The 22,739-nt window shown below is 38.1% G+C and carries 30 protein-coding genes; 12 read left to right on the top strand and 18 right to left on the bottom strand.

Going from position 1 to position 22,739, the window contains the following annotated elements; genetic code table 11:
* Positions 1-14: 14 nt before the first annotated feature.
* Positions 15-932 carry an AEC family transporter gene (locus tag Q763_RS06465; RefSeq protein ID WP_035132390.1) on the bottom strand — a complete coding sequence of 306 codons (918 nt, stop codon included), beginning with the start codon at positions 930-932 and terminating at the stop codon, positions 15-17.
* Positions 932-1,180, bottom strand: a complete 249-nt coding sequence (locus tag Q763_RS06460; RefSeq protein ID WP_035132388.1) for a hypothetical protein — start codon at positions 1,178-1,180, stop codon at positions 932-934. Before Q763_RS06460 ends, Q763_RS06465 begins: the two co-directional genes overlap by 1 nt.
* A 140-nt stretch (positions 1,181-1,320) precedes the next feature.
* On the opposite strand from Q763_RS06460, the gene Q763_RS06455 reads away from it, so the two are divergent.
* The 3 genes from Q763_RS06455 to meaB all read left to right on the top strand — a co-directional run bounded on the left by Q763_RS06455 (position 1,321) and on the right by meaB (position 3,624).
* Positions 1,321-1,728 carry an RrF2 family transcriptional regulator gene (locus Q763_RS06455; protein ID WP_035132386.1) on the top strand — a complete coding sequence of 136 codons (408 nt, stop codon included), beginning with the start codon at positions 1,321-1,323 and terminating at the stop codon, positions 1,726-1,728.
* A 44-nt stretch (positions 1,729-1,772) separates the two neighbouring features.
* Positions 1,773-2,417 (top strand): NAD(P)-dependent oxidoreductase, encoded by a 645-nt coding sequence (locus Q763_RS06450; protein WP_035132384.1) that lies wholly within the window; start codon positions 1,773-1,775, stop codon positions 2,415-2,417.
* Between the two features lie 118 nt (positions 2,418-2,535).
* A complete protein-coding gene (gene meaB, locus Q763_RS06445; protein ID WP_035132382.1) occupies positions 2,536-3,624 on the top strand; it encodes a methylmalonyl Co-A mutase-associated GTPase MeaB in 1,089 nt (362 codons plus the stop codon).
* Between the two features lie 6 nt (positions 3,625-3,630).
* On the opposite strand, the gene Q763_RS06440 is transcribed toward meaB, so the two are convergent.
* Together Q763_RS06440 and Q763_RS06435 are read right to left on the bottom strand one after the other, a co-directional pair.
* Positions 3,631-3,861, bottom strand: coding sequence for a hypothetical protein (locus Q763_RS06440; protein WP_035132380.1), 231 nt, complete (start codon positions 3,859-3,861; stop codon positions 3,631-3,633).
* 40 nt (positions 3,862-3,901) lie between these two features.
* Entirely contained in the window at positions 3,902-5,296 is a 1,395-nt protein-coding gene (locus tag Q763_RS06435) for an MATE family efflux transporter (protein ID WP_035132378.1), read from the bottom strand.
* Positions 5,297-5,465: 169 nt separating this feature from the next.
* Here Q763_RS06435 and Q763_RS06430 point away from each other — a divergent pair, with 169 nt between their 5' ends.
* Positions 5,466-5,969 (top strand): hypothetical protein, encoded by a 504-nt coding sequence (locus Q763_RS06430; RefSeq protein WP_035132376.1) that lies wholly within the window; start codon positions 5,466-5,468, stop codon positions 5,967-5,969.
* Positions 5,970-6,049: 80 nt separating this feature from the next.
* Here the strand turns inward: Q763_RS06430 and Q763_RS06425 are convergent, their stop codons facing one another.
* Positions 6,050-6,928: a PPK2 family polyphosphate kinase gene (locus Q763_RS06425; protein ID WP_035132374.1), complete on the bottom strand. Its 879-nt coding sequence runs from the start codon at positions 6,926-6,928 to the stop codon at positions 6,050-6,052.
* A 71-nt stretch (positions 6,929-6,999) separates the two neighbouring features.
* On the opposite strand from Q763_RS06425, the gene Q763_RS06420 reads away from it, so the two are divergent.
* From Q763_RS06420 to Q763_RS17690, 3 genes are all read left to right on the top strand, one after another.
* The gene (locus tag Q763_RS06420; protein WP_035132372.1) at positions 7,000-7,851 is read left to right on the top strand and encodes a DUF6929 family protein; all 852 of its coding nucleotides are present in this window, start codon (positions 7,000-7,002) and stop codon (positions 7,849-7,851) included.
* Between the two features lie 162 nt (positions 7,852-8,013).
* Positions 8,014-8,532 carry an RNA polymerase sigma factor gene (locus Q763_RS06415; RefSeq protein WP_035132371.1) on the top strand — a complete coding sequence of 173 codons (519 nt, stop codon included), beginning with the start codon at positions 8,014-8,016 and terminating at the stop codon, positions 8,530-8,532.
* The gene (locus Q763_RS17690) at positions 8,516-11,785 is read left to right on the top strand and encodes a YfbK domain-containing protein (protein ID WP_198133444.1); all 3,270 of its coding nucleotides are present in this window, start codon (positions 8,516-8,518) and stop codon (positions 11,783-11,785) included. Before Q763_RS06415 ends, Q763_RS17690 begins: the two co-directional genes overlap by 17 nt.
* Before the next feature lie 51 nt (positions 11,786-11,836).
* Here the strand turns inward: Q763_RS17690 and Q763_RS06405 are convergent, their stop codons facing one another.
* Positions 11,837-13,468: an ABC-F family ATP-binding cassette domain-containing protein gene (locus Q763_RS06405; RefSeq protein ID WP_035132370.1), complete on the bottom strand. Its 1,632-nt coding sequence runs from the start codon at positions 13,466-13,468 to the stop codon at positions 11,837-11,839.
* A gap of 119 nt (positions 13,469-13,587) precedes the next feature.
* Here Q763_RS06405 and Q763_RS06400 point away from each other — a divergent pair, with 119 nt between their 5' ends.
* From Q763_RS06400 to Q763_RS06390, 5 genes are all read left to right on the top strand, one after another.
* Positions 13,588-13,791, top strand: coding sequence for a hypothetical protein (locus Q763_RS06400; protein WP_035132369.1), 204 nt, complete (start codon positions 13,588-13,590; stop codon positions 13,789-13,791).
* Positions 13,792-13,794: 3 nt separating this feature from the next.
* On the top strand, positions 13,795-13,998 hold the full coding sequence (locus tag Q763_RS17795; RefSeq protein WP_157499353.1) for a hypothetical protein: 204 nt from the start codon (positions 13,795-13,797) through the stop codon (positions 13,996-13,998).
* A 2-nt stretch (positions 13,999-14,000) separates the two neighbouring features.
* Positions 14,001-14,198: a hypothetical protein gene (locus Q763_RS17790; RefSeq protein WP_157499351.1), complete on the top strand. Its 198-nt coding sequence runs from the start codon at positions 14,001-14,003 to the stop codon at positions 14,196-14,198.
* Positions 14,191-14,418: a hypothetical protein gene (locus Q763_RS06395; RefSeq protein WP_035132368.1), complete on the top strand. Its 228-nt coding sequence runs from the start codon at positions 14,191-14,193 to the stop codon at positions 14,416-14,418. The genes Q763_RS17790 and Q763_RS06395 overlap by 8 nt, the downstream gene beginning before the upstream one ends.
* A 97-nt stretch (positions 14,419-14,515) precedes the next feature.
* The gene (locus tag Q763_RS06390; protein ID WP_035132366.1) at positions 14,516-14,713 is read left to right on the top strand and encodes a hypothetical protein; all 198 of its coding nucleotides are present in this window, start codon (positions 14,516-14,518) and stop codon (positions 14,711-14,713) included.
* Here Q763_RS06390 and Q763_RS06385 read toward each other — a convergent pair.
* From Q763_RS06385 to Q763_RS06335, 12 genes are all read right to left on the bottom strand, one after another.
* Positions 14,710-15,525: an alpha/beta hydrolase gene (locus tag Q763_RS06385; protein WP_084596020.1), complete on the bottom strand. Its 816-nt coding sequence runs from the start codon at positions 15,523-15,525 to the stop codon at positions 14,710-14,712. The genes Q763_RS06390 and Q763_RS06385 overlap by 4 nt on opposite strands.
* Positions 15,509-16,048 carry a GNAT family N-acetyltransferase gene (locus Q763_RS06380; RefSeq protein ID WP_035132362.1) on the bottom strand — a complete coding sequence of 180 codons (540 nt, stop codon included), beginning with the start codon at positions 16,046-16,048 and terminating at the stop codon, positions 15,509-15,511. The genes Q763_RS06385 and Q763_RS06380 overlap by 17 nt, the downstream gene beginning before the upstream one ends.
* A gap of 4 nt (positions 16,049-16,052) precedes the next feature.
* Complete coding sequence (locus tag Q763_RS06375) at positions 16,053-16,265, bottom strand: putative signal transducing protein (protein ID WP_035132360.1); 213 nt, start codon at positions 16,263-16,265, stop codon at positions 16,053-16,055.
* 32 nt (positions 16,266-16,297) lie between these two features.
* Positions 16,298-16,777, bottom strand: a complete 480-nt coding sequence (locus Q763_RS06370) for a hypothetical protein (RefSeq protein WP_035132358.1) — start codon at positions 16,775-16,777, stop codon at positions 16,298-16,300.
* Positions 16,778-16,779: 2 nt separating this feature from the next.
* Positions 16,780-17,223: a hypothetical protein gene (locus Q763_RS06365; protein ID WP_035132356.1), complete on the bottom strand. Its 444-nt coding sequence runs from the start codon at positions 17,221-17,223 to the stop codon at positions 16,780-16,782.
* Positions 17,224-17,225: 2 nt separating this feature from the next.
* Positions 17,226-17,867 carry a DEAD/DEAH box helicase gene (locus tag Q763_RS06360; RefSeq protein ID WP_035132665.1) on the bottom strand — a complete coding sequence of 214 codons (642 nt, stop codon included), beginning with the start codon at positions 17,865-17,867 and terminating at the stop codon, positions 17,226-17,228.
* Positions 17,868-17,901: 34 nt separating this feature from the next.
* On the bottom strand, positions 17,902-19,065 hold the full coding sequence (locus tag Q763_RS06355) for a sigma-54-dependent transcriptional regulator (RefSeq protein WP_035132354.1): 1,164 nt from the start codon (positions 19,063-19,065) through the stop codon (positions 17,902-17,904).
* 27 nt (positions 19,066-19,092) lie between these two features.
* Entirely contained in the window at positions 19,093-20,388 is a 1,296-nt protein-coding gene (locus tag Q763_RS06350) for an ABC transporter permease (RefSeq protein ID WP_035132352.1), read from the bottom strand.
* Position 20,389: 1 nt separating this feature from the next.
* On the bottom strand, positions 20,390-21,316 hold the full coding sequence (locus tag Q763_RS06345; RefSeq protein ID WP_035132350.1) for an ABC transporter ATP-binding protein: 927 nt from the start codon (positions 21,314-21,316) through the stop codon (positions 20,390-20,392).
* Positions 21,317-21,400: 84 nt separating this feature from the next.
* On the bottom strand, positions 21,401-21,619 hold the full coding sequence (locus Q763_RS06340; protein ID WP_035132348.1) for a hypothetical protein: 219 nt from the start codon (positions 21,617-21,619) through the stop codon (positions 21,401-21,403).
* Positions 21,610-21,750, bottom strand: a complete 141-nt coding sequence (locus Q763_RS17785) for a hypothetical protein (RefSeq protein WP_157499349.1) — start codon at positions 21,748-21,750, stop codon at positions 21,610-21,612. The genes Q763_RS06340 and Q763_RS17785 overlap by 10 nt, the downstream gene beginning before the upstream one ends.
* 4 nt (positions 21,751-21,754) lie before the next feature.
* Positions 21,755-22,693, bottom strand: a complete 939-nt coding sequence (locus Q763_RS06335; RefSeq protein WP_035132346.1) for a hypothetical protein — start codon at positions 22,691-22,693, stop codon at positions 21,755-21,757.
* Between the last annotated feature and the right edge of the window lie 46 nt (positions 22,694-22,739).

Genomic DNA, 22,739 nt, shown 5'->3' with positions numbered 1-22,739 from the left:
AACGGACTAGAAAATTAGTAATTCAGTATTAACCAATACCAAAAGTCCAGTGTTATAAAAGAAACAGGGATTCCTACCCCTATCATCATACCGGCAAGTTTAGGCTTTAAACCATATGCCGATGCTAACACTGCCGCGGTTACCATGGGTCCCATGGAAGCCTCTATTAAAGAGACATTGGTTTCAAGGCCTTTACCCCCAAGTATTACCTTGTAAAGGGTAAATATTATAGCCGGCATCAAAATTAGTTTAAAAAACAATCCGATGTATAGTGAATTCCAATATTTGCTTTTTCTGTCAATTTTTAACTGCATCCCTACCGCAACCAATGCTACCGGTGCGGTAGTACGGCATATATTCATAATAACTTCCTGAATATCTTCCGTAAAATCAAATCCGCTAACATTCATTGCTGCACCTATTAGAAAGGCGACAAATGGCGGAAATGTAAATACCCGTTTTAAAATCACACTTGCTCCGCTGTCTTTCAAACTGGCAGAATGTGTGGTTGCAACCAGTATCCCCAGTGTAGCCATTACCACAAAGGTCCCTGCCTGATCCAGTACTATAGCCGTTTTAAGTCCCTGCTTACCAAAAAGTGCCTCCACCACAGGAAAACCGATAAATGCCGTATTACCCAGTCCTCCCGTAAGAATAAGACAGCCTATTAGTTTTTTGGACCAGCCCAGCCACTTACCTAATAAGGTAAAAAATATATAAGCAAGAATAAATCCTATCCACGAAGTACATAAGGGAAACAGCAGTTCACTACGCATTACTACCTTAGGTATAAAATAAAGTGATAGTGCCGGCAGTGAGATATAAATCACAAATTGATTTAAAGTTACATGTCCGTTTTTAGGGAATACTTTAATTTTTTGCAGTACCACCCCTAACATCAGGCATATAAAAATCAATATAACATTCCCCATTATAAACCTGTATTAGTTAAATGGCAAATGTTTATTTTTTGAGGAAGCATATTGCGGAAACACAATGCAAAAAGTAGTACTACCAAAAAGGAATATGTAAATCCTGACGACTGAAAAACAACAGGATCTCCAGAGAAACTTACAGCTATGTAAAAACTAATAATTAAAACAATCTGTAAGGTGATATCCGGAAAACCAAAACGTAATCCTGATACAAAAAACGGGGCGATTCCTTGTATTCCTTTCATTCTTATAGGTGGTAGTGTTTTTAGAATATGCTAAAAGCAAATATAAACTTTAATTTTTTTTCACCTAATTTTTAAATAAAAACATTCAATTATGTTTATTTCAAATAATGTCGTACATTTGTAACATATTTTATTACAGTATGATTTCAGGTAAGTTTGCCATAACATTACATATACTCACACTCCTTTCCAAATTTCCGGACGAATACCTTTCGTCAGAATTTTTGGCAGGGAGTATGAATATTAATCCTGTTTTGGTACGCAAGGAAATTGCTAACCTGAAAAAACATAATATGGTAGAAAGCCGTGAAGGAAAAAACGGTGGTACCCGTTTGGCAAAATCAGTTAAGGATATTACCCTTGACGATATTTTCAAAATGACTTTTCAAAAGGTAAGCCTTGGTTATGCAAAAAATGATCCTAATCCTGCCTGCCCTGTAGGAAAAAAAATAAACCAAAATCTGGATGCGTTATATGATGGTATAAACATTAAAATAAGCGCTCAGTTAAAAGACATCAGCCTTATGGAATTCACTGATAAGTTCTGATTTTTTTTATCCTAAACTGTAACAATTTTAATTACATATAAATTATGAAAATAGCAATTATCGGAGCCACCGGATTTTTAGGCTCTCATCTGGTAAAAGAGTTCACTTCAAGAAATCATGAAGTAACAGCCATTGTACGTAACCCAAAAGAAGATACTGCCGGTGTTACCTGGAAAAAAACAGACATTTTTGATACTGAAGCTCTTGCCGAAGCATTAAAAGGAAGCGATGCTGTTGTAAATGCTTACAACCCAGGATGGACTAACCCAAACATTTATGATGATTTTATTAAAGGATCGCAGTCTATACAGGAAGCCGTTAAGAAATCGGGTGTGAAAAGATTTATCACTATTGGTGGTGCAGGAAGCCTTTACATTGCTCCTAATCTACAACTTGTAGATACTCCTGAATTCCCTGAAGATTACAAAGCAGGCGCTACTGCTGCAAGAGACTACCTTAATATACTTAGAGACGAAAAAGAGCTTGACTGGGTTTTCTTTAGTCCTGCTATAGAGATGCACCAGGGTATTGATACAGGTCGTACAGGTAACTACCGCTTAGGACTGGAAAATCCTGTGTTTAATGATGATAAAAGAAGTATCCTTTCGGGAGAAGATGTTGCCGTTGTTATTGCCGATGAGGCCGAAAACCCAAAACACCACCAGCAACGTTTTACCGCAGCTTACTAATAACTTATCAGATCAGGATATTAAAAAGGAATGGACATGCATTCCTTTTTATGTTTAACCCAACAGCTATGGCTTTTTGTACAAAAAAACGTAATTTTACCCTACTAAGAAATTACAAGTGAATAACCCGAAAGCCCATAAAACTGCCCTGCACGAAAAAGAAGGTGTTAACCAGCCGGAAAGCATCAGTAAATCTTCCATTGAGCATATTACCAATCTTAGGAGAAAACAGCCTTCTGCCAAAGAACTGTCTGACGGTATACTTAACGGAGATAAAATTGCGCTTAGCCGTGCCATTACACTTATAGAAAGCACTAACCCCTCGCATCTTGAAAAAGCTAACGAGGTTATTGCTACCTGCCTTCCGCATGCAAATAAGTCGGTTAGAATAGGGATTACGGGAGTACCGGGTGTAGGGAAAAGTACATTTATTGAGGCTTTTGGTAAACACCTAACTTCACAGGGGCGAAAGGTTGCCGTACTCGCTGTAGACCCCAGCAGTTCGTTATCACACGGTAGTATACTGGGCGATAAAACCCGTATGGAAGAACTGGTAAAAGATGAAAACGCATATATACGTCCGTCAGCATCGGGTGATACACTGGGTGGTGTAGCCCGCAAAACCCGCGAAGCCATTATACTTTGTGAAGCATGTGGTTTTGATACTATTATAATAGAAACCGTAGGGGTTGGACAAAGTGAAACTGCCGTACACAGTATGGTTGATTTTTTCCTGCTGCTTAAAATTGCCGGAGCCGGAGACGAACTTCAGGGTATTAAACGCGGGATTATGGAAATGGCCGATTTAATTGTAATCAATAAAGCCGATGGTGATAACATTAAAAAGGCAAAACTTGCCAAAACCGAATTCAATAGAGCTTTACACCTGTTCCCTGCAAAAACTTCAGGATGGCAACCTAAGGTGAGTACCTGTAGCGCCGTTACACACGATGGCATAGATGATGTTTGGCAGATAATGAACGAATATTTCTCTCTTACTAAAGAGAACAAATACTTTGAAAGCAGACGCAGCGAGCAGAACAGCCACTGGCTTACCGAAACTATAAACGAACAGCTTAAAAACCGTTTTTACAACAGGCCTGATATTGCCGAACTGCTTAGCCAAAATAAAAAAGCGGTGCAAAACAATGAAATATCACCGTTTGCAGCCGCTCATATATTGTTAGAAAAATATTTTGGTAAATAAAGTTACCTATTCGTTTTCATAACGTTCCATTTCCCTGTCGTAAAAATTGTTAGCCATTTCAATAAGGCCTTCCATTTCACTGTTAAGTTCGTTTTCGTCAAGATCTTCCGGCTCTTCCAGGAACTCTACCTCATCATCTTTTAAATTGATAATAAATCGAGGATAGTCAAGGTGAATAATGTAAATATCTTCCGGATGATCGGTATTATCTCCCAATAAAAATTTAGGTAGTTCCATAGTATAATTTATAAAATATAAGTCTTACAATAAATCGTTTTTACGCTACTTCGGCTTTGCTAACAGCATTAGCAATAAGCCTTTTGGTAAGTACGTGAAAGCGAATATACAAAAATATTGCGGCAGCTGTTAATCCTGCCAGCAGTCCTATCCATATTCCGGTGGCTTTTAAAGGTGTATGTAACCCTAAATAATAAGACACCGGGAAACCAATAACCCAGTAGGCTACAAAGGTAATATAGGTAGGTATCTTTACATCCTGCAGTCCGCGGAGTGCTCCAAGTACCACAACCTGAATACCATCGGTAATCTGGAAAACGGCAGCCACCAGTAATAAGGTAGAGGCAATACTTATAACCTCGCTGTTTTCAAGCGCCAGTTCGGGGTTCTTCATATTAAGGAAGAACATTGGCAGGTAATCATGGAACAGTACAAAGAATAATGCAAACACTATTTCCAGTATAATAGCAAGCAGGAATATAGAACGCGCCACCAGTTGCAGCTTTTTATAATCCTGAAGTCCTTTTTGGTTCCCTACCCTAATCATAGCTGTAACGCTAAGTCCCATAGCAAACATAAATGTCATGGAAGCAAGGCTCAGGGCTATTTGATTTGCTGCCTGGCTGTTTGCCCCAATAGAGCCCGAAAGCCATACCGCACCCGTAAACAAGGCTACCTCAAACAACATTTGCATTGACGACGGTACACCAAGCGAAGTAATCTTTTTTAGTATAGGTTTTGTAATCTCCTTAAAAGTAAAACCTTTAAAATAGGTTTGCAGTTTAGAGTTTCTGTAAAGGCTAATATGCATATAAATAAGCATAAATACCCTTGAAACTACCGTACCCAGTGCCGCACCTATAATACCCATTTTAGGGAATATCCAAATACCATATATAAGCAGGTAGTTTACTACTACATTAATAACATTTGAGGCTATAACGGCATACATGGCATATTTGGTAAGCGAAAGTCCGTCGGCAAACTGCTTGTATCCCTGAAATATAACCATAGGCAGTAATGAGAAAGCTACCCAGTCCACATAAGGAGCTGCAAGAGCAACCACCTCATCCGGCTGTCCCATTAAATTCATAAGTGGTTTGGCAAACCATACCACGGCAAACAGCATTATGCCCAGCATGGTACATAAAAACAGCCCGTGATGGAAAACCGTCCTTACCTTAGCGGTATCCTTTTCGGCATCACCTTCTGCAATAATAGGTGTAATTGCTGTGGAGAAACCAATCCCTACAGACATAGCTACAAACACCATACTGTTACCCAGTGAGGCAGCAGCGAGTTCGGCAGCACCCAGCTGCCCTACCATGATGTTATCTATAATACCTGTAATGGTATGGCCCAACATACCCAGTATTACCGGATAGGCCAGCCTAATGTTATAAGAGAATTCTTTTGTGTATTGCGCTAAGTTCACCGCTTTAAATTTTCTGCAAAAGTAAGAAGAACACCTAATACACTAAAAATCAATATAAAACCAATTTAACGTTAAAAAACTAAAAATAATAACAGTTTTTAACCTTATATTAAAAATATTTTTATATTTGAAGAGTTAATTTTACTTCATAATCATAACAAATTGATCTATGAAGTTGAAGAAACATTTTTTAATGGCTGCTATTCTGCTAATTACGGGAGTCAGCCATGCACAACAGGTAAATGAGAACACTAATTACGACCAGGGATTTCGTTTAGGATTCGGTCTTAACGCCGGGGCAGTAACAGGAGATTATTTCAATTTTGCCTTGGGAGGCGATGCAAGGTTACAGTATGACCTTTCTCAAAAAACCTCTCTAACCCTTACAACGGGTTACACACATCTTTTTGGAAAGGATGAAGTAAAAGATCTTGGATATATTCCTGCTAAAGCCGGTTTTAAAGCCTTTGTTTGGGGTGACCGATTTTATGTACTGGGCGAGGCAGGTGCCGGATTTGCTGTAACAAACAATTACAATGAAACTACCTTTTTATGGTCGCCGGGTATAGGGTATGCCAACAGTTTTATTGACCTGAGCCTGCGATATGAAGGGATGAATAATTTTAATGCCGATCAGATTGCCTTTAGGGTAGCCTACGGATTTAAACTGTGAAACACCAAAACAATTAAATAAATAACCTAAGTAGACCAAATTAAAGCCTGTAATGTAAAAGTTACAGGCTTTAATGTTTTCTAAGGCTTTTCATTAAGCAACTGTACCCTGTATAACGCAATATTATCCAGTACATCATCACTTACTTCAGGTTCCTTAAAGTCATATTTTTTAAGTTCGTTAAGTATTGTTTTAGCCACAAGCAGCCTCGCCGTTTCCTTGTCGTCTGCAGGAATAGCAAACCAAGGTGCATGGGGTTTACTGGTTTTACTTATTGCTTCCTCATAATAGGTTTGATAAGTATCCCACAATCCCCTTTCGTTAAGATCTCCGGCAGAAAATTTCCACAGGTGGTCTTCCTTTTCCAGTCTGCGTAACAACCTTTGCCTTTGCTCCTCTTTCCCTAAGTGCAGGAAAAATTTAAGCACAATCGTTCCGTTTTCAGCTAAATGCTGCTCAAAGTTATTAATCTGTTCAAAACGGCTTTCCCAAAAGGCATCGGTTATATCTTCCTCTTTATCCACTCCGGGAAGGTTTTCATTTAAAATATAGTTGGGATGCACACGGGTTACCAGCACGTTCTCATAATGCGAACGGTTAAAAACGGCAAACTTTCCCCTTTGTGGCAGGGCAATATAATGCCTCCATAAATAATCATGCTTCAATTCGTTTGATGTTGGCGTTTTAAAGCTATGTACCACCACCCCCCTGGCATTAAAGTTTTTAAACACTTCGCGAATAAGACTGTCCTTCCCCGCTGTATCCATACCCTGTAGGCATATCAAAACACTATATCGGTTATTGGCATACATCTTATCCTGAAGCTTACCTAACTTTTTACTGGTTTTCTCAATTTTCTTTATTTTCTTTTTAGCTGTGAGTTCCAGTTCTATCTTTGTAGGCGCTTTGCTTATGGAAAAAGCTTCGGTTACTTTAAAATCGTCGGTATTGATATTCATGCGAAGAAATATTTATCTTTATAAATGTAAGAAATTAAACAACAACACGTTTACAACAAAAACACAAGTTTATGCAAAAATTTAAGCTGGAACTGCTGTTACACATCATAGGAATAGGCTCTGCATCAGGGTTGCTTTTTAATAACAATTCACTATTCCTTATATCAGACAACAGCAACATGCTGTATGAATACAACATGACCGACGAGACTACCAGCAAGGTATCGCTTGCCGACAGTACTTATACGGGGCCGCTTGAAAACATCCCTAAAAAAGACAAGCAGGACTTTGAGGCCATCACTAAACTTGACAACGACTTATATATATTTGGTTCGGGTTCAGGGCTAAAGGAAAGCCGAAACAGCCTTGCCCATTACAATTTTAAAACTAAAATCACACAGACTCCTACCGACCTAACCGACCTTTACCTTGGTATGCAGAGCTTTGGAGAGATAAGCCCCGAAGACTTCAATATAGAGGCTGCGGTTAACGACGGAACATTATGGTACCTGTTTCAGCGTGGTAACGGACCTGCACAGCAAAACGGACTGTTTACACTGGACGGTGATATTAACGAAATTTATTTCCAGATTATATACAACCCTATTACCCTACCTAAAATAAACGGTGCTCAGGCCAGTTTTACCGATGCCGTTAAAGTAGGTGATAAACTGTACTTTATTGCTGCAGCCGAAAAATCAGACTCAACTTATCTTGATGGTGAAGTGGCTGGTTCTCTTATAGGTTGCATTGATATCGAAACTGTAAAGGTGGAGTTTACCCAAATAATATCTAACAAGAATAAATTTGAGGGTATTACCCTATACAAGGACAATGGTAAATCACTGGAATTCCTTTTATGTGAAGATACCGATAGTGATGCAACCGAATCTGACATATATAAACTTACTATTGATAAATAGTTTTGCGTTACGGGTTATTAGTTATGTGTTTAACTTGAACATAAAACTTGAAACCTTAAACAAAAATCACCCCCTCTCCCAACCTTTAACTGTTTTTTCTGCTCTATATAAACAAAGAGACATATTGTGATAGACGAAAAACTCATAACAGCATGCAGGAACATGCACCGAAATGCCCAAAGGCAGGTGTATGAACTTATGGCACCCAAGCTATACCACACCTGCAAAAGGTATTTAAAGAGCGAAGAGGAAATAGAAGAGGCAGTGGCCGATGCCTTTTATACCATTTTCACAAAACTCAATCAGTTAAAAGAAGTTAAGGCTTTTGAGGCCTGGGCTAGGCGTATAGCTATAAACCAGTGTCTTTTAACTTTAAAAAGGAAGGTAAACTTTAATATTTATATTGAAGACATGAGCACATCGGCAGAGCCTTCGCAAAACGAACCGGCCAGTCTCGAAGAGGAAGACCTGCTTAAACTGCTTGACTACATTCCTGAAGGTTGCCGTACGGTATTTAACCTTTTTGCCATAGAAGGTTACTCACATAAAGAAATAGCTGCAATGCTGAATATTACAGAAGGGACTTCGAAATCACAATTAAATGTCTCCCGCAGTAAATTAAAAGATTTAATAAACAGTGTTTATTATCAAAATGAAAACAGCTATGGAAAATCAAAATAAATTAGATAATCAGTTTAAAAACGCTGCCGGAAAAGTCGAGAATAAAGGCTTTGACCGAATGGAAACGATATGGGACAGGGTTGAAGAAAAACTAGACCACAAAAAGAAACGAAGAGGCCTTGTTTTTTGGAGGTATGGCGGTGTTGCTGCCCTGTTGCTAATATTATTAGCCGTAGATGGGCAGTTCTTTAAAAAACATGCTAACCCTACAGAACCAGAACTAAACCCCGAAACACAGGTTACCACTATAGACCATAATAAAGTAGAGGAAACGTTTAACCCAACAACAGTAAAAGACACCCAAAAAATTGAAGTGGTTGTAGGGAAAGGAAACAATACTACTTATACAATAGAAGCCGATTCTATACACTTTGACCCTGTAACGAAAAAAGCAATAGTTTGGAACTCTAAAGCTGACGAAGGAGAAATAACACCTAAAAAAGATGATGTTGTATATACAGATAATGCCTCCTTTACAACAGGTAAAGACAGTGAGAATCCTGACTATGTATTTAGGACAGATAAAGTAAAAATTGTACCCAGCAAGAAAGTTGTAGTGGGAAATACAGTAATGTATGTTGACACTTCTTCTGCCACCACCTATAGTAACGTAGCTATTCAGAATTCTGAAAACGAAAACCTGAATGAATTTATAGTTCCCTCAAAAGATAAGTACACTCATCTTAACAGTCTTTATTTTGGTAAAGACAGCTTACAGAACAAAGAAGCCATAACAGCAACTATTACTGTAAACAATAATATGGTTACCGGCGTAGTAAGTGACTTTTCAGGAGCTTTACCCGGTGCTAATGTAACTATTAAAGGAACAAATAAAAGCGTTTCGACAGATATTGAAGGTAAATTCTCTATCGAAGCCAAAAAGGGGGATATCCTGGAAATTTCGTATATAGGCTATAATGAAGAAAGTGTCGCTATTAATAATCCTAACATCCCCCACAATATACTACTGGAAGAAAGCACAAATACACTGGAAGAAGTTGTTGTTGCATACGGAACACAAAAAAGAAAAAAAGAAAAAAGACGTAAAAAACGCGCAGAACAGGAAGCCACTATTGCTTTTGCAAAACCTACTTATAGGGATGGAGACAAAAAGACTACTAGTTATGTAAGCGCTCCAAAAGGGGAACTTGATAAAGGTTTTCAAAACAATCAGGACTATTCTCGTAAAAACATGTATAAAGAAGGTGCTACAGTAGTAACCTCCAGCGATATACAATATGACACCTTATCTAACGGAAGAATTCAGTTTCGTAAGATACCGGGACAAATTTCTGAGACAGATGAGCCTACATATATAGCCACTTTAAACACAGCTGATAAGACCAATACAGCTCCACTGTATGTAGTAGACGGTGTAGCTGTTAACGAAGATACCTTCAGGAATTTAAACCAAAATGATATTGCTACAGTTAGAGTTCTTAAAGATCAGGATGCAATATCGGCTTACGGAGACAAAGGTGTTAACGGTGTAATTGTTATAACTACAATAAAAGGCACAACTATAGAACTAAACACAGCCGCTTTAGACAATCAGTCGGATTCAGAGAAAAGAGCGTTGTTACAGGGCGTTGTTACAACCCGCGGAAACAGTACTCCTCTTTACATCCTTGACGGCATGCCTGTAGATGAGGAAACCGTAAAGAATATGAATGTAAATGATGTGGCTAACATCAGGGTTATAAAAGATGCCGGTGCAACTTCGTTATACGGTATGAGAGGTAGTAACGGTGTTGTGGTTATCAAAACAAAGCAGGGAGAATATGCCCGCGAAATTATTGAAGAAGACGAAGAGGAAAACGAACCTATAGATCCGTCTAAAATACAGGTAGACCGTGAAAGCTATAATATGTTTGAGGAAAATCAGTTTGAAAACCCAACCTCAAATCCGCTTTCCACTTTCTCTATTGATGTTGATAATGCTTCTTATACTAATATAAGACGCTTTTTAAACAACGGGCAAAAAGTACCTAAAGATGCGGTTCGTGTTGAGGAAATGATAAACTTCTTTAAGTATGATTACCCTCAGCCTAAAGGCAAAGAGCCGTTCTCTATCAATACAGAGTATAGTGATGCCCCATGGAATCCTGATCACAAGCTCCTTAAAATAGGGCTAAAAGGTAAAGAAATACCAATGGACCAACTACCGGCTTCTAACTTTGTATTCCTGATAGATGTAAGCGGTTCCATGAGTGATGACAACAAACTACCGTTACTTAAACAGTCAATGAAGCTCTTGGTTAACCAAATGCGCCCTGAAGATAAAATTGCAATTGTGGTATATGCCGGTGCTGCCGGACTGGTACTGCCTTCAACCAACGGAAGTGAAAAAACAAAAATAATTGATGCCCTTGATGAGCTATCGGCAGGTGGCAGTACTGCCGGTGGGGAGGGTATTGAACTGGCTTACAAAACGGCACAGGAAAACTTTATTAAAGGCGGAAACAACCGTGTAATACTGGCTACCGATGGTGACTTTAATGTAGGTGACTCTTCCGACAGGGATATGCAAACCCTAATTGAAGAAAAAAGACAAAGTGGTGTATTCCTTACCTGCCTTGGTTACGGAATGGGTAACTACAAGGATTCTAAAATGGAAATACTGGCCGATAAGGGTAACGGAAACTATGCCTATATTGACAACATGCAGGAAGCCGATCGTTTTCTTCAAAAAGAATTTAAAGGCTCCATGTATGCCATAGCCAAAGATGTTAAAATACAAATTGAATTTAACCCTAACCATGTACAGTCGTACAGGCTTATAGGTTATGAAAACCGTAAGCTAAGGGATGAAGATTTTGAAAACGATGCTATAGATGCAGGCGAACTGGGTAGCGGGCATACTGTAACGGCTTTATATGAAATAATCCCGGTTGGTGTGGAAAGTGATTACTTTACCCCAGATACAAAACTGAAGTACACCCAACAGGCAAAAGAGAAAAACAAATATAAAGATGAACTGGCAACAGTTAAGCTAAGACACAAAATGCCGGATGGTAATAAGAGTACCGAAACAGAACTGGTTATAGAAAACAAACCTGTTGAACTTGATGAAGCTTCGGCCGACTTTAAGTTTGCTTCATCAGTAGCGTGGTTTGGGCTTAAACTAAGGGACTCTGAGCTTATACCAAGTAAATCATCTAAAAAGATTAAGAAACTCGCGAAAGAAGGTATTAAAAATGATACCGATGGCTATAAAGCGGAGTTTATACGACTGGTAGAAATGGTACAATAACAAAAAAGGCAGGATTTAATCCTGCCTTTTTTATATCATGTAATAGAAATATTATTTCTCTATCTCCCTTAGGTTTTCCATCTTTTTAAGTTCTAGGAAACCTTTAATATCTTCAAAGTGTTCTTTAACACGTTTGTTACCAAACTCAAATACTTTAGTCACCAGTCCGTCAAGGAAATCCCTGTCGTGAGACACTAATATCAACGTACCGTCAAAAGCTTTAAGAGCATCCTTAATAATATCCTTAGTACGCATATCAAGGTGGTTAGTAGGCTCATCGAGAATAAGTACGTTAACCGGCTCAAGCAACAGCTTTATCATAGCCAAACGTGTTTTCTCTCCACCCGAAAGTACTTTTACTTTCTTAGTAGTATCATCCCCGCTAAACATAAATGCACCAAGCAGGTTTTTTATTTGTGTACGTATGTCACCTTCGGCAATACGGTCTATCGTTTCAAAAACAGTTAGGTTCTCATCTAAAAGCGATGCCTGGTTTTGCGCAAAGTAGCCTATTTGTACGTTGTGTCCTACCTCAAGGCTACCTTCAAACTCAAGCTCTCCCATAATGGCTTTAATCATGGTCGATTTACCTTCACCGTTCTTACCTACAAACGCCAGTTTTTGTCCGCGTTCAATAACCATTGAAGCATCTTTAAACACTACGTGATCGCCGTATGATTTTGAAAGCTCGTTAACCACCACAGGATACTGACCCGAGCGTGGTGATGGCGGAAACTTAAGTCTAAGTGCCGATGTATCTACCTCATCTACCTCTACAAGCTCCAGTTTTTCCAGCATTTTAACGCGCGACTGTACCTGTAGGGTTTTAGAATAAGTACCTTTAAAACGTTCAATGAACTCCATGTTTTCGGCAATCATCTTCTGCTGTTCATCATACGCCTTTTGCTGTTGTGCACGGCGGTCTTTTCTAAGCTCAAGGTAATGTGAATATTTCGCTTTATAATCGTATATCCTTCCCATAGTAACCTCTATGGTACGGTTAGTAATATTATCAACAAAAGCCCTATCGTGAGAAATAACGATAACCGCTTTAGCACTGTTTAAAAGGAAATCTTCCAGCCACTGTATACTCTCAATATCCATGTGGTTAGTAGGCTCATCCAGCAGTATAAGATCTGGCTTTTGAAGTAGTATTTTGGCAAGCTCAATACGCATTCTCCAACCACCGCTAAATTCAGATGTAGGTCTTGTAAAATCGGTACGGCTAAAACCCATACCAACAAGCACCTTCTCTACTTCTGCCTCATAATTCACCTCTTCTATTGAGTAGAATTTCTCACTAAGTTCAGATACCCTTTCGATAATCTTGTAGTACTCGTCTGACTCATAATCGGTACGAACAGTAAGCTCCTCATTTAAGGCATCAATCTCTTCCTTCATCTTAAAGATAGTAGCAAAAGCCTTAGATGTCTCTTCAAAAACCGTAGCATTATCTTCGGTAAGTAAATGCTGAGGAAGATAAGCTATAACAGTTCCTTTTGGTGCCGATATGGCTCCGGTTGAAGGCTTGTTAACTCCTGCTATTATTTTTAGCAATGTCGATTTTCCTGCCCCGTTTTTACCCATAAGGGCAATCTTATCAGTCTCATTTATAGAAAAAGAAACATCACTGAATAATGTGGTACCGCCAAATTGTACCGAAAGCGCATCTACAGTTATCATAGAGGTATTTTTTTGAAGCCGCAAAGATAGGATAATTAGGCAATTACACAATCAACACGCATTTTGTTTAGATTAAGAAGTTTGTATATATTTGGGTTTTACTACAAATTCACTTTACAATGAATAAAAAGCTTATAGCAGGACTTATATTTTTTGTCTTTATGTTTTCAATATCCACTTTTCTTTTCCCCCTTATTGGCATAAGCGATGAAGTGCCATTACAAACCAGAGTTATTGTAGGTATACCGGTATGGATAGCTGCCAGCTTTTTTTGGGTAAAGTATTCGTTAAAAAAACAAAACACTAAAACTCCAAACCAATAACTTATGAAAAACTGGATAGTACAGGGTTTTGTATGGGCATCAATAATGAGCCTTTTATTAGATGTAGTCTTCCCGTTAATGAGTGAAGAAACCCTTAAGCCTTTAAGAATTATAATAGGCTTTGTTGTATGGTGTATTTTTGGCTTAGGTTTTAGTTATTACAACCACAGAAAAAATAAAGTTCCTAAAAAACAGATAGACGGATAAGCATGAAAAGCTGGATGAAATTTGGGATAGGCTGGGGAATATTTATGTTCTTTTTAATGAACATAGGTTTTCCGCTATATGACGGTGTAGAAATTGACATTAAAAAATGTCTTTTCATGTTTCCTTTATGGATAATATTCGGATTACTGTTTGGTTATTTTTCAAGAAAAAAAGGACCTAAAAAACAAATAGATGAATAAATCAAAAAACTGGTTAACAGGAGTATTATGTCTGTTCGTTTGGATGGGGTTATGGAAATTTATTCTGTTGCCGTTTTTAGTAAAAGTATTTGAGCTTAATGACTCTCTTGCATTATATAATTTAACTGATTTATTCGGATACCTTATAGGAGGATTTCTTTTTGCATTTATTTCGATAAGAATCAAAAAGACTTCAGTAAACAAAAAAACTACCCTGTAAATTTACATTTAACTATTTCTTTTCCAGCCCATCATTGCTTAGTTGCGGGAATAACCGTATCTTTCTTAGTGAATTAACCCTGCAAAAATAAGAAGTCATGAAAAGATGGTTAAGATCCGGACTTGTTTGGGGCGGAGTGCTTTACATTATCGCCATGATTATTTTCCCTATAATTGACGGCGAAACACTCTCCTACCATAAAATACTATTTGGTATACCTTTTTGGATAGTAATAGGCCTAATTATAGGCTACCTGTTTGAAAAAAGAAAAAAGCATCAAAAAACAAAATATTAGTCGGCCTCAAGTATCTCTGAAAGCTTTGCTGTAAAAACTTTGTTATCACCATTAATCAAATGGTCGGTTCCCTGTAGTGTGGTGAGGACTATTTTATCAGGAAAGGCTTCCTTAAGCTTTTCTGAATTGGAATAAGGTATCACCCTATCCTTAGTGCCGTGAAACGTATACACAGGACATTTAACATTCTCCAGAAATTTATAGGTTTCAAACTTATACTTCCTTAAAAAATCGGGCATAAAAGGCACCCTGCCATCTATTACATTATTAAGGCTGTAATAAGGTGCTTTTAATATAAGTAGCTTAGGGTTGTTAAGCGATGCCAACATAGCTGCCGACCCGGTACCTATACTATACCCCATAATAATCACATTGTCCTCATCGTACCTTTTAAGGATCTCGGCATATGATCTTTTCACATCGTCAAAAAACTGATCTTCACTTTCTATATAACCTTCACTTTTACCATACCCCCTGTAATCCAGTATAAAAATATCGTAACCCAAATCAGTATAAGTAGACGCTATATCTCCCCATGAATCAAGCGCACCACCATTACCATGCAAATAGAAAATAAGCCCTTTAGAATTTTCGGCTATAAATAGGAGTCCGTTAAGCTTTATATTATCGCTCATCGGAATATAAAGTTCCTCAAATTTGCCTTCAAACTTAAATTCATACTCCCGCAACAGCCTCTCTGCAGGAAATATAATTTTCTCCTGATTAAAATAGAGCAGTGTTACCGCCAGTAAATAAAGTAGTGTAAAAAAAGAAAGTAATGTAATCATTATCAGTTTAAGACTTTTCCACATATGTATTTGGGTTTAGCATTTCATACCATACCTCTTCAACACCATCAAGCTCAAAAGTTTCTATATATTGTAAGCCTACCTTTTCCAGCACTTTCCGCGAAGCGGTATGTACAGCATCGGCGTAAGCATTTATTTTTTCCAGTTTCATAACAGTAAAGCCATGCTCCACAAAGGCTTTAGCCGATTCGCTCGCATAACCTTTACCCCAGTGCTTTTTAAGAAAACGATAACCTAGGTCACAAAAAACCTCATGTCCGTTTACATTACGTTCTCTTTTAAATCCTGCCCAGCCTATAAATTCATTTGTTTCTTTAAGTACAACAGCCATGCGCCCCATACCAAAGGTTTTGTATTGCCATTGCAGATTCTCTATAACGAATTTTACTTCATCAATATTTTTAACCGGATTGTTCCCTAAGTACAAATGCACATCAGGATCAGAGTCCATTTCAAACATGACCTCTGAATCTCTAAGTTCAAGTTCTCTAAATAGTAAGCGTTGGGTTTCTTTTACCGGAAGCATTCTTTTATTTAATATAGTTTGTTATAAGTGTTTTGGCTTTATCGGCCTCGTAGCCCTCTACATAGAGTTCCATAGCCTGACCGAATGAACCAAACCCTGCAAGGGTAGCCGACTGTACATTGTTTTTAACAACAGGGTTAATACCTGCCTCCTCTAATACTGCTTTTACCGGAGCTACCTCTATCTCACTACCGGAATATACTTTTACTAATGCCATAGCTTTATGTTTTTACTTAAAGATACGGTATTTTAGACAATAAGCTTTTCTTGCTGCATTATTTTAACGGCATCCTCTACAGCTTCCTGACCTCCCGACATAGACCCCGGCAACATGATTAGTCTTTTTTTCAGTTTACCTTTCTCATCTTCAAAATCAATCAAAAAACAGGCTCTAGTTAAAGCTGTTGCTTTTTTAAACGTAACTGACTTTATTTTATTTCTTGGTATTACAGGAGTAGCCGAATTGTTAATGCTTTTAAGCAATACGAAAAATAATAATGCCGCAACAGCCAAATGAAGTATAGCCCTTACAATATCTCCTATTCCGTATAGCGTTACTACTTTATAAATAAGATATAACAAAAAAAGTGAATATAAAACCATACTTCTTACCATTGTATTACCAACGGTAATTTTTGATATTTCACCTAAAACACCATCTCTGGTTAGTACTATATTATCTGGAAGAATATGACAGTAACCGGTTTTGGTTTTAAACTTCTTTTCCATTTTTAAGTTAAATTATTATCTGTAAGGCTCCTTTTAAAATTAAGCACGGCATTATAATCTTCAAGCCCTAAAACCAGGGTAAGATTATCAAAATCAAACCTCCCTGCTTTATAGTAAGCTATAAGCTGCTCTTTTATACTTCTTATTTCATAACGCTCACTCAAAGCAAAGTAATACGTCTCTTCATTTCCGTTAGCCAACAATAACTCTATCACATTATTATCGCCCTGTGTTATGCTACCTCTATCATTTCTACCGTAATAATCATTACATACAGGAATCCTTATTTGCTGCAATTCAGCCAAAAGAATTCCTTTACCTGCAATTACTACTTTATCATTATGAAAAACAATTTCCCCAAGCAGACTCTTGTACCCTTTCCGCCTTAAAAAACCGAAAAGGCCCGAAGCCTTTTCTGTATATTCATAAATTTTAAATGTGTCCATCTTTACTGGTTCTCGTCGGCTTCTTCCTGCTCATCATCAAACTCAAAGAAATAAGGCTCAATCATAATCCTGTCGGCAAGTATCTCTACCCTTTCGGTAATTACATCGGTAAAAAAGATACGCTGCACCTTAGCTATACTGTTAGAAATCCTGCTAATTTTCGGCTCCAGCCTGTTTTTAAGCAATATCTCTGTATCATCTACTATAAACATTTTAAGCTGGTTTACATCAAAACCGGCACCGCCAAACATATCATTCAGTTTATTTGGTGTACCAATAAGCACATCAATACCTACAGATATCTGGTTTTTATCCTCGTCTATATCACTCTTGTCATACACGCCATAAACCCTTAAATTGGTATACTTGCCCAGCACCTCAAACATCTCCTGCATTTCCTGAACCTTTTCCTTATCCTGAACCACAATAAGGGCACGCGGAGACTGTTCAAACGCTTTTTGAAGCTTTTGAATTACATTAATAACAATAGTTGTGGTTTTACTTCCGCCATCAGGCATGGCAAGCACACAGTCGGCACCACTCTTAATAGTACCAAAGCTTTCTTTTTGCAGTTCGGTAGGCTCGGTAAAACCTGCCAGCTCCACTCCCTGCGCGAGTTTGTCGTATATCTTCTTTAAAAACATAATATCGTTGACCAACAGTTATGGTCCGTCATTTTTATTTACTTGCAAAAAGTTTTACATCATTTTCAGAGATCTCTCCTCCACCTAAAATAATAAGGCGCTCTACCACATTACGCAGCTCACGGATGTTACCTGTCCAGTCGTACTCCTGTAACAGCTTCACTGCTGAGTCTGAGAACGATTTTGGAGCCGTACCCTGCTCGGCAGCAATTTTACCGGCAAAATGGTTTATCAGTTCAGGAATATCGTCCCTCCTTTCGTTAAGTGCCGGAACCTTAATTAAAATTACAGCTAAACGGTGGTATAAATCCTCACGGAAACGACCTTCTTCAATTTCCTTTTTAAGATCTTTATTAGTAGCTGCTACTACACGAACATTCACTTTAATATCTTTTTCGGCACCTACCCTCTGTATCATGTTTTCCTGAAGTGCACGCAGTACTTTTGCCTGCGCCGGAAGGCTCATATCTCCTATCTCATCCAAGAAAATAGTTCCTTTATCGGCAGCTTCAAACTTACCTGCCCTGTCTTTCACAGCACTGGTAAATGCTCCCTTAACGTGACCGAAAAGTTCGCTTTCAATAAGCTCGCTTGGTATAGCTGCACAGTTTACCTCAATAAACGGAGAAGCACTACGCTCACTTTTTTCATGCAGCCAGTGTGCAACAAGCTCTTTACCGGTACCGTTTGGCCCAGTAATAAGCACGCGGGCATCAGTTGGGGCAACTTTCTCTATAATATCCTTAATAAGGTTTATAGGTTCGCTGCTCCCTATCATTTCATAGTTTTTGCTTACTTTCTTTTTAAGCCTTTTGTTCTCTACCACCAGTGTTTTTCTGTCCAGCGCATTACGCACGGTATTAAGCAGGCGGTTTAAATCGGGCGGTTTTGAAATGTAATCAAACGCTCCCAAACGCATGGTTTGAACAGCCGTTTCAAGATCACCATGACCGGATATCATTACAAACGGAATTTCGGGCTTAATCTTTTTCACCTCTTCCAGTACTTCAACCCCATCCATTTTAGGCATTTTTATATCACAAAGCACCAGGTCAAAATCGTTTTCCTTAATTTTTTCTATTCCCTGCTGCCCGTCTTCGGCTTCTTCAATTTTATACGAATCGTTCTCCTCTGCCAGTATTTTTGACAATACCCTGCGGATGGCTGCTTCGTCTTCTATTATAAGTATTTTAGACATACTCTCGTTGATTGTTTGATTTTAAAATTAATATTTAAGCCACTTAAATATTTCTTTATAGCTTGGTTTCTTGCCATACATAAGTATACCGATGCGGTATATTTTTGAGGCGAACCATACCACTGCAAAAAAGGTTCCAAAAAGAATAAGCAGTGAAACTATTATTTGCCACATAGGTACTCCAAAAGGTATACGCATAAGCATCACAATAGGCGATGTTAACGGTATCATGGAGAATACGGTTGCCACTGTACCATGCGGATCGCTTATAACCGTAAATATCCCCACATATACCCCAAGCATTAACGGCATTATTATAGGCAGTAGAAACTGCTGTGAATCGGTTTCACTATCAACAGCTGCTCCAATTGCAGCATAAAAACTACTGTACAGGAAGTACCCCCCTATAAAATACAGTAAAAATGAAATAAATATGGTAGCCAGAGGGAGTTTTGCAAACTCCGAAAGATAAATCTGTATACTACTCATTGCCTCCTGTGTTGCTGCGGCAGCTTCAGGCTGAGATGCTGCTGCTCCCATTTGCACTCCAAATACCATGTTAAGTACAAAAAACAGGGTTAAACCCAATATGGCCCATATTACAAATTGTAATATACCCGCAAGTGATGTACCTATAATTTTCCCCATCATTAGCTGGAACGGCTTAACCGATGATATTATGATTTCTATAATACGATTGGTTTTTTCTTCAATAACACTTCGCATTACCATGTTACCATATATAATTACAAACATCATGATAAGGTAGCCAGATAAACCTCCCAAAGCTATTTTAAGTATACTCCCTTCCTTAAATGTCTCTTCACCGCTAAACTTACTCAAGTGGATATTTGACTTGGTTTTAGCCTTGTCTATTTTATCAGAATCAAAACCAAGCTGCTCCAAATTGTATTTGGTAAGCTTACTGTTTACCACACCTTCAATCTCAGAAACATACTCAAGGTTTGGTGTTTCGTTAGTAATATACTCCACCTTATTGACAAGTTGTGGCAGGCTGTCTACCTGAGGAATATAAATAAGCCCCAAATAACCTTCAGACGCTTTTTCCTTTGCCTTCTCCAGCGGCATACCAGACAGGTCAGTATATACCGTATAATCTGTATTTTCAAAATCCGACTTCAGCAAACCGGCTTTATCATAAACAGCAACCTTATTAACCTCGTCACCATTTACACTCGCCAGATAACCTACCAGGCACCCCATTACCACAACAAGCAACGGACTTAAAAAAGTCATTACTATAAACGACTTATTACGCACCTTGGCATTAAACTCTCTTTTTATAATAAGGGATAGGCTCATATTATTTCTGACTTACGGTTTGAATAAAAATATCGTTAACACTAGGTATCTTCTCTACAAAATAAGTTACCTCTCCATGCTGCATAAGGTACTGCATTAAATCGCGCGGAGAACCTCCCTGTGGCAGGGTAACAGCCAGTTTAAGTTCGTCGTCAAGCGTTTTAAAGTCGGCTTTCTCAGTTTTAAATTTCGTGTTGATATCGGCCAGTAACTGCTGGAAATTATAAGGAGCGATACCTACATCAAAAGTATTGGTTCTGTACTGCTTTTTCACATCGTGCAGTTTACCCTCAATAAGCTTGTTGGATTTATGGATAAGTGCAATATGGTCACACATCTCCTCTACGCTTTCCATTCTGTGGGTAGAAAATATAACTGTTGCCCCCTTATCACGAAGTTCCAGTATCTCATCTTTAATAAGATTGGCATTAACGGGGTCAAACCCGCTAAACGGCTCATCAAAGATTAACAGTTTCGGTTGGTGCAGTACAGTAACCACAAACTGAATTTTTTGTGCCATACCTTTAGAAAGCTCCTGTATTTTTTTATTCCACCAGCCTTTTATTTCCAGCTTTTCAAACCAGTAATCCAGTTGTTTTTTTGCCTCCTGCTTGGAAATCCCTTTAAGCTGTGCCAGGTATAATGCCTGCTCACCCACTTTCATGCTTTTATAAAGCCCTCTTTCTTCGGGCATATAACCTATATGAGCAACATGTTCGGGTTTAAGTTTTTCTCCGTCGAGTAAAACCTCACCGCTATCGGGCATGGTAATTTGGTTTATAATTCTTATAAGTGAAGTTTTCCCAGCACCGTTAGGACCTAAAAGTCCGTAAATACTGCCTTTGGGAACATCAAGAGAAACGCTGTTTAAAGCCGTATAATCACCATACTGCTTAACAACATTATTTACCTTTAAAATTGAATCCATCTGCTTTGATTGTGATGATGTAAAAGTAAAAATTATATAGCGGATACCGAAAAAAATAAAACAGATACCGAAAGAGTCTATTATTTAGCCTGTAAAAAGCATCAATAACACGGTAGTTATTACAAAAACAAGCACTACAATAAGCGACATCTTTATATAAAAACGGGATAGCCGTATTGGCACCGGAACACTTACTAACTCTTCATTAGCTGAAATCACTCTAATCCGGCAACTGCGGTAAGCATCCTCTACAACACCGGAATCTTCTTTCCTGAAAAAATATCTTATATCATTTACAGGCATAGAGCATAACTCTCATCAAAGTGAAACTCAATTTCCATTGCCATTAGTTTAGATTCAAACCTGATTTTATCCCTTAACGGAATACACAACCAGAAATAATCATCGTCGCTTTTAGTATGGGCTATTTTCACTTTATTATTTTACTGAAATCATTTCTATCACTTCCCTTGGCGATGGTACATGGGTGCAAACCCTTGGATCCATAATACTTCCGCCAAACCCTGTTTCCTCATTACTTACTTTATCTTTTATACTTATCAGTTGCTTTATATATTTTTTATCGCCCGAAGCGACAAGCCCCTCTATACCCATAACTTTTGAAAAGGAACTCTTATCTTCCTGCTGAATATAGCTGATAATATATTTTTTTGCTTCTGAAGTGTTTTGTATCCCCATACAACGCATTGCTGATATTTGAGAATGATAATTTTCAGACTCAGCAAACTTTTTAAGCGAATCAAAATCAACCGGGATATTTAACAGATAAGCCGTTTCAAGAGCCACATGCTGATTAAAAAATAAATCCTGCTCATCCTCCTCAAAACCCGCAACCGGTTTTGAAAGAGACTCCTCTATAAACTTTTTAACTTCAGTATAATTTACTTTTTTGTTATGATAATAGTTCCATATTTGAGAATAAGTCATTTCATATACTTTAGCGTCAACAGCCGCCTGATGATAAGTATGCCTGTAAGTTGCATGCACTGACCCATCAACAACCATATCAAAACCTGATGACGGAGTAGGTATCATATAATTACCGTTATCACCTTTCTTTAAAAAGAAATAGCCTTCATAACCTTCCTTAAAATGAAGTTTCGGTCCATGCCCCCCACTCATACTGCATAACTCCAACATAAAAAAACCATCTATTTTTATCTGTCCCGTTAAACTCCTACCAAAAGATTTAATAACACTTACAGTAGCAACAGTATCGTTAGCCTGAATAACACTTCCGTAAACAAAACAGTCTGACTTTTGGATAATCTCTTTTTGCCATGGCTCATCCCATGTGGTTGCATTTACAATAAACGAGGTAAAAAGAACAAGTAAAAAGGTAAGATGATTTTTCATAGTCAAGTCAATTAGTTATATACAAGTATACTCAATTTTACTACGG

Source organism: Flavobacterium beibuense F44-8, assembly GCF_000769915.1.
GTDB classification, from domain to species: domain Bacteria; phylum Bacteroidota; class Bacteroidia; order Flavobacteriales; family Flavobacteriaceae; genus Flavobacterium; species Flavobacterium beibuense.
The sequence above is the reverse complement of the archived record's forward strand: the minus strand, read 5'-3'. Positions and strand labels throughout refer to the sequence as shown.